The organism is Paraburkholderia sp. MM6662-R1, from assembly GCF_050436245.1.
Lineage (GTDB): Bacteria > Pseudomonadota > Gammaproteobacteria > Burkholderiales > Burkholderiaceae > Paraburkholderia > Paraburkholderia tuberum.
Window position 1 is genome coordinate 175,360 of the sequence record NZ_JBNDLV010000004.1, and the last position, 13,949, is coordinate 189,308.

Annotated in this window: 15 protein-coding genes and 1 tRNA gene; 6 read left to right on the forward strand and 10 right to left on the reverse strand. The window is 61.1% G+C overall.

Annotation, left to right across the window (positions count from 1 at the left end; genetic code table 11):
* Window positions 1-295 precede the first annotated feature (295 nt).
* The 3 genes from OKW39_RS30585 to OKW39_RS30595 form a co-directional block, all read right to left on the reverse strand.
* The gene (locus tag OKW39_RS30585; RefSeq protein ID WP_429564367.1) at window positions 296-1,279 is read right to left on the reverse strand and encodes a hypothetical protein; all 984 of its coding nucleotides are present in this window, start codon (window positions 1,277-1,279) and stop codon (window positions 296-298) included.
* Window positions 1,280-2,204: 925 nt separating this feature from the next.
* Window positions 2,205-2,516, reverse strand: a complete 312-nt coding sequence (locus tag OKW39_RS30590) for a hypothetical protein (RefSeq protein ID WP_429333766.1) — start codon at window positions 2,514-2,516, stop codon at window positions 2,205-2,207.
* A 466-nt stretch (window positions 2,517-2,982) separates the two neighbouring features.
* The gene (locus OKW39_RS30595) at window positions 2,983-3,366 is read right to left on the reverse strand and encodes a hypothetical protein (protein ID WP_090809669.1); all 384 of its coding nucleotides are present in this window, start codon (window positions 3,364-3,366) and stop codon (window positions 2,983-2,985) included.
* A gap of 244 nt (window positions 3,367-3,610) precedes the next feature.
* On the opposite strand from OKW39_RS30595, the gene OKW39_RS30600 reads away from it, so the two are divergent.
* From OKW39_RS30600 to OKW39_RS30620, 5 genes are all read left to right on the forward strand, one after another.
* Window positions 3,611-4,054, forward strand: a complete 444-nt coding sequence (locus OKW39_RS30600) for an Hsp20/alpha crystallin family protein (RefSeq protein ID WP_429363899.1) — start codon at window positions 3,611-3,613, stop codon at window positions 4,052-4,054.
* Between the two features lie 28 nt (window positions 4,055-4,082).
* The gene (locus tag OKW39_RS30605; RefSeq protein ID WP_429333763.1) at window positions 4,083-4,490 is read left to right on the forward strand and encodes an Hsp20/alpha crystallin family protein; all 408 of its coding nucleotides are present in this window, start codon (window positions 4,083-4,085) and stop codon (window positions 4,488-4,490) included.
* A gap of 285 nt (window positions 4,491-4,775) precedes the next feature.
* On the forward strand, window positions 4,776-5,339 hold the full coding sequence (locus OKW39_RS30610) for an Hsp20/alpha crystallin family protein (RefSeq protein ID WP_429365538.1): 564 nt from the start codon (window positions 4,776-4,778) through the stop codon (window positions 5,337-5,339).
* 48 nt (window positions 5,340-5,387) lie between these two features.
* Window positions 5,388-5,460 (forward strand) — tRNA-Lys (locus OKW39_RS30615).
* 178 nt (window positions 5,461-5,638) lie between these two features.
* Entirely contained in the window at window positions 5,639-5,788 is a 150-nt protein-coding gene (locus OKW39_RS30620) for a hypothetical protein (RefSeq protein WP_429564368.1), read from the forward strand.
* Between the two features lie 170 nt (window positions 5,789-5,958).
* Here the strand turns inward: OKW39_RS30620 and OKW39_RS30625 are convergent, their stop codons facing one another.
* The 5 genes from OKW39_RS30625 to OKW39_RS30645 form a co-directional block, all read right to left on the reverse strand.
* Window positions 5,959-7,308 (reverse strand): DUF3734 domain-containing protein, encoded by a 1,350-nt coding sequence (locus OKW39_RS30625; RefSeq protein WP_429564369.1) that lies wholly within the window; start codon window positions 7,306-7,308, stop codon window positions 5,959-5,961.
* Between the two features lie 11 nt (window positions 7,309-7,319).
* Window positions 7,320-8,102, reverse strand: coding sequence for a 3-hydroxybutyrate dehydrogenase (locus OKW39_RS30630; protein ID WP_429564370.1), 783 nt, complete (start codon window positions 8,100-8,102; stop codon window positions 7,320-7,322).
* A gap of 28 nt (window positions 8,103-8,130) precedes the next feature.
* Window positions 8,131-8,910 carry an acetoacetate decarboxylase gene (locus OKW39_RS30635; protein ID WP_429564371.1) on the reverse strand — a complete coding sequence of 260 codons (780 nt, stop codon included), beginning with the start codon at window positions 8,908-8,910 and terminating at the stop codon, window positions 8,131-8,133.
* Window positions 8,911-9,332: 422 nt separating this feature from the next.
* Complete coding sequence (locus OKW39_RS30640) at window positions 9,333-9,482, reverse strand: DUF3331 domain-containing protein (protein ID WP_090809656.1); 150 nt, start codon at window positions 9,480-9,482, stop codon at window positions 9,333-9,335.
* 83 nt (window positions 9,483-9,565) lie between these two features.
* Complete coding sequence (locus OKW39_RS30645) at window positions 9,566-10,858, reverse strand: NAD(P)/FAD-dependent oxidoreductase (RefSeq protein ID WP_429564372.1); 1,293 nt, start codon at window positions 10,856-10,858, stop codon at window positions 9,566-9,568.
* A 135-nt stretch (window positions 10,859-10,993) separates the two neighbouring features.
* Here OKW39_RS30645 and OKW39_RS30650 point away from each other — a divergent pair, with 135 nt between their 5' ends.
* Window positions 10,994-11,656, forward strand: coding sequence for a TetR/AcrR family transcriptional regulator (locus OKW39_RS30650; protein WP_429564373.1), 663 nt, complete (start codon window positions 10,994-10,996; stop codon window positions 11,654-11,656).
* Between the two features lie 49 nt (window positions 11,657-11,705).
* On the opposite strand, the gene OKW39_RS30655 is transcribed toward OKW39_RS30650, so the two are convergent.
* Both OKW39_RS30655 and OKW39_RS30660 read right to left on the reverse strand, forming a co-directional pair.
* A complete protein-coding gene (locus OKW39_RS30655) occupies window positions 11,706-12,752 on the reverse strand; it encodes an FUSC family protein (protein ID WP_429564374.1) in 1,047 nt (348 codons plus the stop codon).
* A gap of 316 nt (window positions 12,753-13,068) precedes the next feature.
* Window positions 13,069-13,881 (reverse strand): IclR family transcriptional regulator, encoded by an 813-nt coding sequence (locus OKW39_RS30660; RefSeq protein ID WP_090809648.1) that lies wholly within the window; start codon window positions 13,879-13,881, stop codon window positions 13,069-13,071.
* Between the last annotated feature and the right edge of the window lie 68 nt (window positions 13,882-13,949).

Below are 13,949 nucleotides of genomic sequence, written 5' to 3' on the forward strand. Positions count from 1 at the left end.
GGCTGCTCACAGGGGTACAACAGCCGCTCGCTGCACCGGATGCTAACTTACCGCCAACCGCTGTGGGCCCGCACACCGGGCCTGGCCCATGGTGTCTGTGGAGAATCCTTAGAAGATCGCATGGAGCTCATGCTGACAGCCAACCATCAGGGTGAGGCCGCGGCGAGCGCTAGGGCTCGACACGGCTTGCCGCTATTGCGCTCGCTACCTGACTCCCACGCGGGCTTTTCAAACCGTGGAATTCCTAAGCCGCCCACAAAGTGTGCGACAACGGACGGCAGCAAAAAGGGAGTCCTTAAGGCTGCGCCAGCGTTGCGACGTGCATCGTGAAGGGCATTTCGGTATTCGTACTATGCCACGTCGGGACCGCGTGCTCCGGGCGGTTGCCGACGGAGCCCAGCAGCCCCAGCGCGTCGATAGTGCCAAGGAATTGCTCATATTCGCCGACAGCTGGCTGCTCAGCGATGCTGCATGCAAAGGTCAGAACCCTGAGACGGCTCAGCTTTTCCTCCTCCAGGTCCGCGATAGCGTTCTCGATGACGAGCGCTCCTTTACTGTGTCCAACCAGCGTCCTGATGTGGTCGGTGTGTTTCAGAACGGAGTGCAGTACGTCAGAAGAGCCGCTGCCATGCTGGAACACTGGAGCCTCGGTTGGGGCCGTTTTCGCTCCCGGCACGGTCGCGACCAGACTCCTTCCTACAGATGCGGCTCCCGGCGACAACACCGCCAGTGTGTTCTGAAGAGGCTGCTTCATCCAGTACGTAAAAATTCCGAACCCGAGGAAACCACCCAGTGCCTGCTGGACGACGTCAGCTAATCCGTAGCCGGGAACAATGCCTGCCACGGGCTTTCCCATTGCGCGGGAAACATTCCACGCCAAGGCCGCAGATCCGAGGGCTGAGCTTCCCACGCCACTTACCGAGATTGAGTCAATACGGCTCACGCCGTCTTTGGCGCGGAGGAACTCGGAGACATCGAAGAAGCACTGGATGTGAGGAGTCGTGCTGGCGTCAACGATTACAATGGCACCCTCTGGGTTTGCTAACGCGCTCAGGTCGACCTCTTGAAGCGCTCGAGCAAACTGCGCGCCGAAGTCACAGGGGCCGTGGATGGTCACGTCCAAACCGTCGAGTTTCATCGCGCGATGAAAAGCAGTGACGTCATAGAAGACCATATCAATGAGCGTATTGGCGAACCGAAGCGAGCTGATGAGCGGCTTGATCTGCGCGCGCTGCACCTCGAAATCGGACAGTTTGAAGGGCTCGTATACAGTAGCCATGGGGATGCTCACAGAATGCGCGACCATACGCCTTTCTGCCGTCACGTATCACACTCCCAATGATCCGCAGGGCTGGGACAACTGCGCTGGTACGTGAAGCGTTCCTTCGGCTAGGGAGCAGGCCGACTCGCACAAAGGTAGTTAACCCTGAAGCATTGCGGCGGCCAATCTACGTGCTAGGGCCGCCATGCATTGCGCGATCGCTCCACTGGCATCCGGCAGATTCCAGAGTAAGCCCAGCCACTCCAATGACATGCTCGTGGTCGGGCGACCGGCAGCATCTGGCCGAACCCGGTCCGATGATCCGCGCAGAAACAACTACATCGCATAGTCAGAATTGTCGCGGCAAGCACTGACCCATGCCACCGGCCGAGATGCGTTCTGCATCACTTTTCGGTGTCTAGGTGTTCCAGCAATTCGTCCACGGATCATCTCGCATCCTTGTGCCTTGCTGCTTCGTTAACGCACTCCAATCACCGTAGATGCGGCCCGGCGCGGCCGAGACTAGAGCGAGGACGCGGCGCGGGACTGCTGCCGTCGTTGTGGCGATTCGAGGCAACGAGCGGCATAGTGCGGCATAATGCAATTCTCTCAGGTTCTGGCGCGGCCCTCGGAATAGCCAGAATCTTTAGCCGACCGCAACCCGGTCGGCTTTTTTTCGCCCCGAGGGGGCAGCATCAACTTAAGCTACCGTCCAGAACACGACGTTTGCGTCCGTCCGAACCGCCATCCCTTCGCCGAATCCTGAATTTCCGTAGACGACCCGTTGCCGACGGTCAAGTCGTCGCGGTTCAAACGGCAGGTATCAAAGTGGAACGGCCATACCGCGCAACGAGTAGCATCTTTTCTGCCGCAATAATGGCAGATTCAATGTGTGCCAAAGATATCTGCATCCAGATCCCGCTCACCCGCAGGTATCGTCCGGCTACGGGATCTGAGAAAGATTTCGCTTCGCCTCCAGCAATTCGATCAGCGCTTGATCGCGCTGGCGAAGCATTTCTGAAAAATCGTATGACTGAAGTTCAGCATCGACGCCCCTCGCAATAGACTCAATGTAGTCGTCCGTGTCCGGATATTTGCCGAGGTCTCTAGCCCACTCACGCTGGGCGGCACCCAGATGCTGCAGCACATGCGTGTTGCCACCGGATCCTCCGGAAGCGTGAAGATTGAGAAACGGACCGAGCAGTGCCCAGCGCAGGCCTGGGCCGTAGGAGATCGCGGCATCGACGTCCTCCACAGAGACGACCCCGCGCAGGGCAACGCGCCCTGGAGCGCATTGGCGCCGATCACGATATTGATAAAGTGCGGCGCGTCGTCGAGCCCCTCGTTGATGGCGCGCTGAACATCCTTGGGCGAAGTCGGCGAGGCTGACCGGCCACAAGGGGACCCTCGACGACGTAGGCTACATCGTCGACATTCGCCATAAATTTGACGCATCGGGCGTCTTATCAGTTGTGGCGCGCCGTTCCGGAAGCCGATTGATCGAATCCAGGCGGCGAACAATCTGCGTTCGAATGCGCTATCAGGGATATGACACGCTCTTCGAGACCCTCCCGCATCCGGCTGCAGGATGCTCCGCAACGAGGGCGGCCGAATCCGGTCGGATACTCCTCATTGCATTGCAGCAAAGGCGCCGCCGCCGTCCGCACCGGCAGGCGCGCAGTTCGCCCTTGCCGATCCCCCGCTCCTTGCCTGCCGCTACGTCACTGGATCAGCGGCACCACGCCGAGCTTTTCAGCCAGCATCCTTTCGTAGACACCAAAGTGCAGATCGACCTCTTCCTGGGTGACCACGGTCACGAAAATAGTGATCTGCGCGGGCTGCAGGCCCAGCACCGTCGCGATCGCCGCTTCCAGCTGGGGCGCGCATAGCCGGTCATCGGCGAACGTGGTGCCGACAGCAATCTCGTAAGCGGACTCCTGCCGGAACACCACTTCAACCAGCCGCGCCCGGGCGCTCATGTTGCTGTCGATCGCCAGCCGGATGACTTCGACCGCCGTGCGCATCGTCTCGGTCGGGAACCCCTTTGTTGAGCGCAACCGGATACGGTGACGCCCAAGAGTGAGCCAATCGTATTCGAATTCCATGGTGTCCTCGCATGGTGTTGCAGGGTGTCGTGAACGTAGGGGTGCGGCAATCCAAATTCAAGAACAAAAAGTCGCCATGGCCCACTTGAAATTTCTGTTTTCAGTCCTATCTTGAATATCGCTCGGGCAGCCGCGCCAGCATGGCGGCGCGCTGCGTGTTTCGATTTGTTTGCCGCAGCATGGCAGACGGACTGGAGCGCGTATGCCGGTTCGTTTTCCTGCTGCATCCAAGGAGGAAACGATCATGAGTGATCTCTACTTCGGGACCGACCTTTTCAGCGAGTTCGACCGTCTGCAACGGCAGATGGCGAGCCTCTTCGGCGGTTTCCCGTCCAGCATCCGCTCGGGGCGCCTGGGCGCCTTCCCGCAGGTCAACATCGGTTCGACCGACGACTCTATCGAGATCGTTGCGTTCGCGCCCGGTATCGATCCGGCGCATCTCGACGTATCCATCGACAAAGGGCTGCTGACCATCAGCGGCGAGCGCCAGACGGGACAGCCGGAAGCGGCCGGCGACGACTTGCGTACTTATGCGCAGGAGCGGTTCGTCGGCACCTTCCGGCGCGTCATTGAACTGCCGCAGCATGCGGACCCTGACAAGGTCACGGCGCAGTACACCAATGGTTGCCTGACCGTGAGCATCGGCAAGCGGGAGACGTCGAAGCCGCGGGCCATCAATGTTCAATGAAACCGGTCGCAGAACTGAGGAGGACATCATGAACGACACGACAGAACTTGCCAGGAAAGACGAAACTGCGGTGGCCCGTCGCGAAGACGAGCAGTCGCAACGCCCGATCACGCTAACGCCGCCCGTAGACATCTTCGAGGACAGCCAGGGCATCACCCTGTGGGCCGATCTGCCCGGCGTTACAAAGGACCGCCTTGAAGTGAAGGTACACGACGGCAACCTGTACATCGAGGCCGAGGCGGTGGTGCCCACGCCCGCGGGGCTGCGCCTGCAACATGCGGAGATCCGCCAGCCGCATTTCGCGCGGGCGTTCGCTCTTGGGGCTGACTTCGACGCAACAAAAATCGATGCGAACCTGAAAGACGGCGTGCTGAAGCTGACCATACCGCGCCGCGACGAAGCCCGGCCGCGCCGGATCGAGGTGCGGACGGACTGAAGTCGGCAGGTGGGCAGCAACGACAGGGAGAAAACCGGTGGCGGTCGTCCGGCCGCCACCTACTGACTGCGGAGGCCTGGATGCGGACGTCATACATGAATGCTGGCGCGGACGCACGCTCAGCATACGGCGCGGTGCCGGTACGTGAGCTCAGGACGCGCCGCGGATCGCGAGGCGGCCGTGACGGCATTCCGCAGATGCAGTCCGGAATGCCGAGGGCAGAGTCGTGACTTCAGCGCAATGACTGGAATCCAGTTCTCCGGCCAGACTGTAGAGGAGGATACGATGAATACGGATCCGAAAAAGTGGAATCCCTTCAAGTTCCTACGCGGGGCGGCCCGCAAGTCCGATGCGGACAGCCCGGAAAGCCCCCCGGCGAACGAACAGTGGCGTGCCCCGTGGCCTGACATTCCGCGGCTGTTCGCACGCGAACCGTGGCGTGCTTTGGAAGAGTTCTTCCATGACCCGTTTGCAGGTCGCGGCGCGCTCGAACGATGGTTTGGCGACTTCAGTTCATCGCGCTTCCAGCCGCGCATCGACGTGGTCGACGAAGGGAAGGTGTTGCGCGTGACCGCCGAGCTGCCCGGGATGGAGCGCGAAGACCTGAGTGTGAGCGTCGAGGACGGGGCGATCGTGTTGCGCGGCGAAAAGAAACAGGACGTGCGCAGCGAGGAAGACGGCTGCTACCGGCTCGAGCGCGCCTATGGAAGCTTCATTCGCACGATTCCGATGCCGGAAAACGCCGACCCCGATCACGCATTGGCAAAATTTGATAACGGTGTGCTCACGTTGACCGTGCCGAAATCGGAGCCGGCGCGATCCACGAGTCGCACGATCGATATCGGCTAGGCCAAACAGGCAAGAAGTGCCTTGGTCGCGGTGGACATCGGGCGAGACGGGCCGTTAGCTCAGCTGGTAGAGCAGCGGACTTTTAATCCGTTGGTCACTGGTTCGAATCCAGTACGGCCTACCCCGTCGGCTCGCTTGAGTCGGACCTTTGCACGCGCGACTGGACTGGATAGCCGGTGGCCGGTCAGGGGGTGCCGGATGAGCGCATCGGCTCGAGCCCGGCTTGCGGAAAGTTTCTCGTCAGCGTGTAGCTTGGTCATTCGATGCTCTTCTTGCGGAAGACTCGCCGAGCTTGATCGATGAATTCCACCAAGGGCGTCCAGCGACACCCTGCTAACGAGAAAGTTGAAGGTCTTTTCAGGGTAGGGAGTGTGAGTTCGCAGATGCAGGAAGCTGCCGTCGGGTTGCTCAATGCCGCCACCGTCAGCAATGCGCCGCCACATTGCTGACGGCCTGCTGGCTCGCGCGGGAAATCATCTGTTCCGACTCTCCGCGCTTCTGCTTGGCTTCGGTAGTCGCTTGCGCTACTGGACGCGCAGCCGAACTCACCTGCGGCAGCGCCCCTTTGGCTGGCGTGGAAAGGGACCGGCCAACCTGAACCCGGCCGGCCCCACGATGGCTAGCGGCCTGTCGCATCCTGCACAGCTTCCTTCGTCGTTTCCCCAGGTGGGGCGGACTTCGGCGCTGCCACTTCGAGATGCGGTTGCGCGACGCCCGCTTTATGGCGCCTGCGCGAGTAATGCGCTGGCTTGGTAGCGCCCTCCAGTCGCGCCGCGTAAGGCGCGCCCCCGGGACGATGCACGTCGTGCGTCACGAATCCCGAATCGTGATTCGGTATCGCAAACCAGTCCGGATGCTCAAACGACGCGCGAATGTCGTCCAGGCCCGTCTGCCAGTGCTCGCTCATCGTGTCGATGCTGAATTCGTAATCCTTATAGTGCCCCTCATACGCCTTGTTCTTGTATATGAGGTGCACAACATTGACCGTACTGCCATCGGCAACTTCCCGTGCCTCCCGGATGAGCGGATGCTGCTTCTCCAGGCCCGGCGGCACATGCTTCAGTAGCTCCTTGATGAGCTGTGCATGACGCTGGTTCGACCCGAGCATCGCGGTGATAGCGCGGGTCCGGCTGGAATACTGGATGTCCTTGGCGCGCTCGGACACATCCAGCATGTCGCCCGGGAGGCCGCCGCTCGAACTCCACAGGTCAACCTGGAAGACCAGGGTGTCCTTGTGCTGCGGGTCGCTTACAACCTCGGTCAATGGCGTGTTCGACACCAGACCGCCGTCCCAGTAATATTCGCCATCAATCTCGACGGCAGGAAAGCCCGGAGGGAGCGCACCCGAGGCCATGAAGTGCTCTGGCGAAAGGCGCATCTGGGTGTTGTCGAAGTAGACCAGGTTACCCGTGCGCACGTTGACCGCGCCGACGGAGACGCGAATATCGCCGTCGTTGATTCTGTCGAAATCGGCGAATTGCAGAAGGGTCGCCCGAAGCGCGGTGGTATCGTAAAAGCTCACTTCTTCTGGCGAGCGCTTGCCCATCCCTGGGATGGGCACCGGAAGGCGCGGCGAGAAAAAGCCTCGCTGCCCTTCGGTGAGTGCGCGGCCTGCCGCCCAGCAGCTCGACCACTTGCGCGACAGGTCGTGCATGCCCGCGGCGCGGGGTAGCCACGCGCCAAGGTTCCCAAGCATGTCCGCCGGCTGGCAGATGGTGTTCCAGAATCCATGCAATGCCTCGGTACGCTTGCCCGGAGCGTTGCCCGCGATGATGGCTGTGTTAAGCGCGCCGATGGAGATGCCGGAAATCCAGTCCGGATGAATGCCAGCTTCCTCGAGGCCTTCGTAGACGCCGGCCTGATAGGAGCCCAGCGCGCCGCCACCCTGTAGCACGAGAGCGACCTCGTCATAGGCCGGAAGCTTGAAAGTCTTGCGAGGTGTGCCTGATGTTTCTTGATCTTGACGCACTGGGCGGCTCCTTAGTGCATCGACCAGCCGTGGCTGACGATAATGGACTGGCCCGTCAATGCGGACGATTCGAAGCCGGCGAGGAATGCCACGGTGTTGGCGACGTCTTCCACCGTCGTGAATTCGCCGTCGACCGTTTCCTTCAACATCACGTTCTTGACGACGTCTGCTTCCGAAATGCCCAACGCTATCGCCTGCTCCGGAATCTGCCTGTCGACAAGCGGCGTGCGCACGAACCCCGGACACACGACATTGGCCCGTACACCGCGCGAACCACCTTCCCTGGCTACCACGCGTGCGAGACCGAGCAGTCCATGCTTGGCCGTCACGTAGGCAGCCTTCAGCTTCGACGCTTCGTGCGAGTGGACCGAGCCCATATAGATAATCGACCCACCGTTGCCCGTAGCGTACATGTGCCTGACCGCAGCTTTGGTCGTGAGGAACGCGCCGTCCAGATGGATTGCGAGCATTTTTTTCCAGTCGGAGAAAGCATAATCTTCAATCGGGTTAACAATCTGGATGCCCGCGTTCGAGACCAACACATCGATGCTGCCAAGCCTGTCGACAGCCTGCTGGATGCCGGCGTTGACCGCTTCTTCGCTCGTCACGTCCATTGATACAGGCAGCGCTTTGCCACCCTCCTTGCGGATGCTCTCGGCCACGCTCTCAGCAGCCTTGAGGTTCAGGTCCGCGATTACCACCGACGCGCCGAGCGCCGCGAGCTTGCGTGCGCACTGTTCACCGATACCACTTGCAGCGCCCGTCACGAGCGCGACCTTGTCTTTTACGGACATGCCTTTTCCTTAATATGTCAGAGGGTGCTTACTGATTCGCGGCAAGCTTGAGTGCCGGCGCCTCGGCGAGGTAATCGAAAGCCACCTCCCCGATGTCGAGCGTGAGATTGGCGATAACGTGCCGCGCGCCGACGATTTTGCGCACCGGCAAATCCGCCACCGGAGCCAAGGCATGGGGGTGCAGCTCAAGCGCGGCCGGACCGCCCCACGCGCCGAGCACCGTGACATCCCGCAGGAAGTAGCGCACGAGCTCGCAGATGCGGGCTGAACCGTCGACGTGCGGAATGACTTTCAGTAGATAGTTCGGCGTGTCCGCCAGCTTCTTGCGCTCGACCTCGAGGTCAAGTGGCTCGTACTTGTAGCCCATCGTGCCCGTGGCAATGCGCTGGGTGCCATAGTCGAGCGTTCCAAGCAGCGTGTCGTTGCCGTCAACACGCAATTTCGGACTCGCCAGCTTCTTGGGGAAGCCCCAAATCTCACGACCACCGGCAATCGGGCCTTCGTCGTCGAGATACATCGCGTGTGTGTAGCTGCCTGGCGCGCCGGCATCATCTCTTACCGAGATAACCTGGCCGCTTTCCGTGTAATCGCCGAATCCCGACGAGTCTGGCATGCGAATGAATTCGTAATGCACGAGGGGGCTTGCGACTGTCAGTGGTTCCGGCACCACGGCGCGCAATGCGTCCATGTCGGTCTCGTACGAAACGATGAAGTACTCACGATTAAGGAAGCGAAACGGCGGGCGGGGGTAGGAAGGATTGTGGACGGGCATCGCAAAAGCATCTTTGCGGATTTGTTCGATTTTCAACTATCTCTCCAGTAGTGACGTCAAATGACGTCGCGTCTTTAAAGCCCACGCATACGCACCAGAGGTGCTGTGCTGCACACCGCGCCTCTGCCTTATCACAGCGTGTCGGGTTCGAGTGGCCCTGTGCTTTGCATCGTTGTACAAAGCACGGGCAATAGTAGCGCCTTGGTCCATGCATCGGTGTCCTTGCTGGCCGTAAAACACTGTCCCCCTCGCCGCAACAATTGGTTCGATCCTTGTGCGCGTCAGCTTCTCATCGGCAAAACGCCGCATATAGCGATGTCGCTTCGTGATAGGCAATGTCGCACATATAGGAATACCTATTAATTGCCACATGGCTCGTTGTTTCGTCCCCGATGCCTCGCTTGCTTCTGGCATGTCGATTCGAAACCGCGTCCCCGAGAATATAAACGCGCGCAAGGTCACAGTTGGACATTAACGGAAGCCGCGACCATCATTGCGCCTGCGTTTCGCGGCGGCGGATCGCCTGCTCTGGGAGAGTACACGGCGTCGCCCGCCTCAATCGGATGACCGCTCAACACGCACGTCCCCGGCCCCTTCGCGATGAACACCCGTCAGGGCTGGTAATCACAGCGACCGCTGCACGAGTCGCACCAGGAAACCGACAGGGTCTGCAAAGGGTTCGGCGCCACTTTCAGGTCAGGCGGATCTTCGGTTGGACGAGACCGTTGATCTGTTCCGCTGTCCACAGCAGCGTCGCCTTTCGAAAGCCATGGAGAGCCTGCTGATGGCGCCGGTAGAGCATGGCGTGACTCAGTTGAGCGAAACGTCCGCGCACGAAACCGCCACGAAAGAGTCCGAAGCGCCCAAGCGTGCCGAACGCGTTGTAGTCGCTCAGCGAGACGAGCGAACCGAAATCGCGGAAACGGAAATCGGCAAGTGGCTTGCCTGCAAGCCACCCCGGAAGGTGACGCGCGAGATGCTCGGCCTGCTGCGTGGCGACCTGCGCGGTCGGTGCAAGTTGCCGTTCGTGACCGGCAAGTGTCAGGCTTGCGCAATCGCCAAGCGCGAACACGTGATCGTCACGCGAAGACTGCAGACTCGCTCCGACGACGATCTGGTTGGACCGGTTCGTTTCGAGTCCGTCGAGATTGTTCATGAAATCCGGCGCCTTGACGCCCGCTGCCCAGACCATCAGATCGGCCTCGGCAAGCGTGCCGTCGCCGTGGCGAAAACCATTCGCCTCTGCCGCGGTAACACGCGCCGAAGTCAGCACGCGAAAACCGATATGCTCGAGCTGCGACTGGCTCGATGCCGATATCTCCGGCGCAAACGCCCCGAGCACGCGCGGGCCGCTTTCGAGCAGCGTCAGACTTAGCCGCTCTCGCACAGTCGGGTCTCCGTAACTCGACGCAACGTCAAGGAAGCGGCTCAGTTCAGCGGACAGCTCAACACCCGTTGCACCCGCGCCGACGATCGCCACACGCAGTGGTTCGTCCTTCGCGACGCTTCGAAATACGCGCGCTCGCAACGCGGCGTTGAACGCTTCGGCCTGTTTTTGACTGTCGATGAAATGGCAGTGCTCTTTCACGCCCGGCACGCCGAAATCGTTCGCCCGGCTACCCAGCGACAGCACAAGCACGTCGTACCCGACCGTTCGCGGACCGAGCACTACTTCACCTTCCGGCGTCCTGAGCTCGTCGAGCTGGACCAGCCGCCGGCTTCGATCGAGCCCGTTCATTGCGCCGGGCTGATAGGTGAAGCCGTGATCGCGGGCATGGGCGAGGTAGATCACCTGCTGCTGCTGAACATCGCGCGTGCCGGCTGCAATAGTGTGCAGCATCGGCTTCCATATGTGCGTCGGGCTGCTGTCGATCAGCGTGACGCTGGCCCGGCCGCTGCGCCCTAACAGGTCGCCGAGTCGGGTAGCCAGCAAAATTCCCGCAATCCCGCCGCCAACGATGACAATTCGTACTGGTTGCGACATAATAAATTCAACGCATGATGAATAAATCGCATCGTAGCCTAAAGCACGAGCTCCGTCAAACCGCGGCCCTCCTCAGCGTCTCACGCGCCGTCAGTTAAACTTCGGCTGAATTGACGATCCACAACTCACACCCAAATGAACGACGTAACGTCAGGACCTGCCAGGCTGATCGAGAAAAAGCGTACCCGCGGACGACCCGCGTACAGCGCTTCCGTCGGTGCCGACGTCCTCCTGCGACATGCCCGGCGCACCTTCGCAAAGCGTGGATTCGACGCTACCAGCGTGCGGGAAATCGCGCGCGACGCGGGTGTCGACCCGGCGCTGATCGCGCATCATTTCGGGTCGAAAGAAGCGCTATGGGTTGCGGTGGTAGAGCAGATCGCGGATCAGGCTGCGCCAATGATCGACGCCACAGCCAGGTTGCGCTCGGCCACGCTAGGTGCGCGTGAGCGTGTCGAACACGCAGTGGTTCTTTTCATCGATCAGGTTTTCGACGAACCCGACCTTGGTATGTTTTTTTCGACTGCCGCGACCGAAGAAGGCGAGCGCTTCAACATACTCATCGGGCGTCTGGTGCGCCCCTATCACGACGTGTTCGTGCCTTTGCTCGAAGATGCATCGAGGGCGAAGGAATTGAAACCGCACCACCCCGAGGTCATGTTTTCCATGCTGATGAACGCCATCAGCAATACCGTGGCTTACCACCATATGCTGCGGGCTTTCTCGTCACTTCCTGAAGATCAGACCAGGTTCAAGCGCGCGGTGCGGGACACGGCGCTGAACATGATCGGAAAGTAATCAGCAAGACCCAATGCGCTTCGCGACAAGCCCGGAATCCTCCACCTGCTTATCGTGCGCGTCGTCCCCTGACGCATTCGCTGCCCAAGAGAACTACCATGGCGATGACCGCCCCAAGGAACGTGTCCACGATCCGCTCGCCGACGAGGGCGAGGGGAGCGCTCGTCCCGCCCACCGCTGAGATGGTCAACGCGGTTGGGGTAATGAAGGTCAGGGCCAGGGCGTAGTGCCGCGCGGCCACGACTTCGATCGCGAACTGGAGCAGCGCGAGGACCCCGACGAGCCAGAGGCCTTTCGGGTCGACGAGCTGGATCAAGCCAAAGACAGCCGCGCCCAAGACCGTGCCCACAACGCGATGCACGGCCCGAATGGCACTTGAGCGCGAGACGTGGCTGCCCTGCAGCACCGCACCCGCGACCATAACCGTCCAGTAGGCACGGTGCTCCCCAAAAGACAGGCTCAGCAAGCCGGCGCTGGCGACCGCAACGATCACCCTCGCGGCGATCGTGGCCTTTTCCCCGTCGAGCAAGCCGGGAGGAAACCGCATGCGCAAGCTGGACGCTTCGCCCTTGCGCTGGTGCACAAGCGGCAGCGCGAGGGGTGCGATCACGAGCAAGTACGCACTGAGCGCGCCGACCGCGACCAGAGAGGGGATCATAAAGACGCCAAGGGGCGAACCGCTGAAACGCGCGGAAGCGGCCAGATGACCGCTGACACCGGCGACCAGCACGAACTGCATCGGCCCGGGCGGGCCCATTCCGACACCGAGCAGAATGATGCTGGCGAGCGCAGCCACGGCGACGAGGCAGGCGATGGTCGGCCACGCATTCGTCGCGCACAGTACGCCCAGCGTGGAGGCGGCCACGAACCCCGCCGCGACGAACGGCAAGGCCTGGAGCCGGTCGCCCAGGCGCAGCGTCGAGCCGTAGAGAGCCGTGAAGGCGCCGAGAGAAGTGATGAGCCCGAGTGACGGGTGGCCGGCCAGCATGAACGCGCTCAGAGGCACGCCCATGGCGACGCCCCCTCCGACGCCGGCCGACCACCGCCACGGGCCGTCGTTGAAGCCGAGCAGGCTTTTCAGTACGCGGGGCGGCAAGAAAGGTCTTCTCATTTGGGATTGTTTTGTGAAGCGGCCAGGCGATTGGAATGAAATTTGAATCGAAGGCCGGGATCGCGTTTTCGCTCCGACGGCGCTCCGGATTGCACGCCTTGTCTGTCGACACTTCAGAGCCGCATTCCGCAGGGTCGCAAGTGACCAACCGCCTTTTTGCGGCTTCAAGACGGCCCTCTCCTGACGACCCGTCGGTCTACACGTTCGTGCTACCAGTTCGTTCGTCGCAAGTGCCGCTTCCCCCGAACCCACCGAGGTTCAAGTGCGCGAGCGCGATCGAATGACGTTCACGTGACGGCCATCATGCGGACCGCTTGCCTCGCGCAACGGTGTGCGACGACGTGATGGCTCCGGTCCTCCGACTTTCAACCAACGCACGCGTACGCTGCGAGATTCGCGCCGCTGCCTCCCGGATCGATTCGACAAGACGGTCCAGATTGGCAAATTCGAGTCGCTGGGTCGGCACGATCACCGCAAGCGAACCGACTGCTTCACTGGAGTCGTCCGTAAATAGCGGCGACGCCAGTGCAGAAACGCTGCTTTCCAGTTCGCCCCTCGACAGATAAAAACCGGCACGCCGGATTTTGAGCAGCGACGCGCGAAACTCGTCGAGTGTCGCCCCAAGGCCGCTTTGCGCGATCTCGTCAGCATACTGATCGAACAGGACCGCGAGCTTGGCCTTCGGAAAGGTGGACAGGATCGCTTTTGGAGCGGCGCCGAGAAACAGGGGGCGAGGACGGCCCCGGCCGTACCGGAGGTCAAGCGCCGCGCCGTGAGTCTCACGATGCGTGTCCACGAGTTCGTTACCGTACCAGCGCGACATCACCACATCGAAGCCGGAGTGTTCACTCAACTCACGCATGATCGGCTGCCCGACCGCAAGCAGCGGATCCGACATGCGCAGGTGGTAGTCAAGCTTGATGATGCGAGGGCCGAGACCATAGTCTCCTCCTGCAAACCGGATGAGCAAGCCTGCATCCAGGAGCTCGCGTACATAGCGATAAGCCGTTGGGGTTGAGCAATCGAGTTCGGCGGCAACGTCTTCGACGGACAGGAACGGCTTCGCCTCCGAAAACAGCTCGAGTATGGATAAAAGTCTCGTAATGCTCGACATCTATTGCGCTGCGCCTCCTCGTGTGTGAACGGAATTATATGCACTGGCAAGATCGCCATTGACGCCTT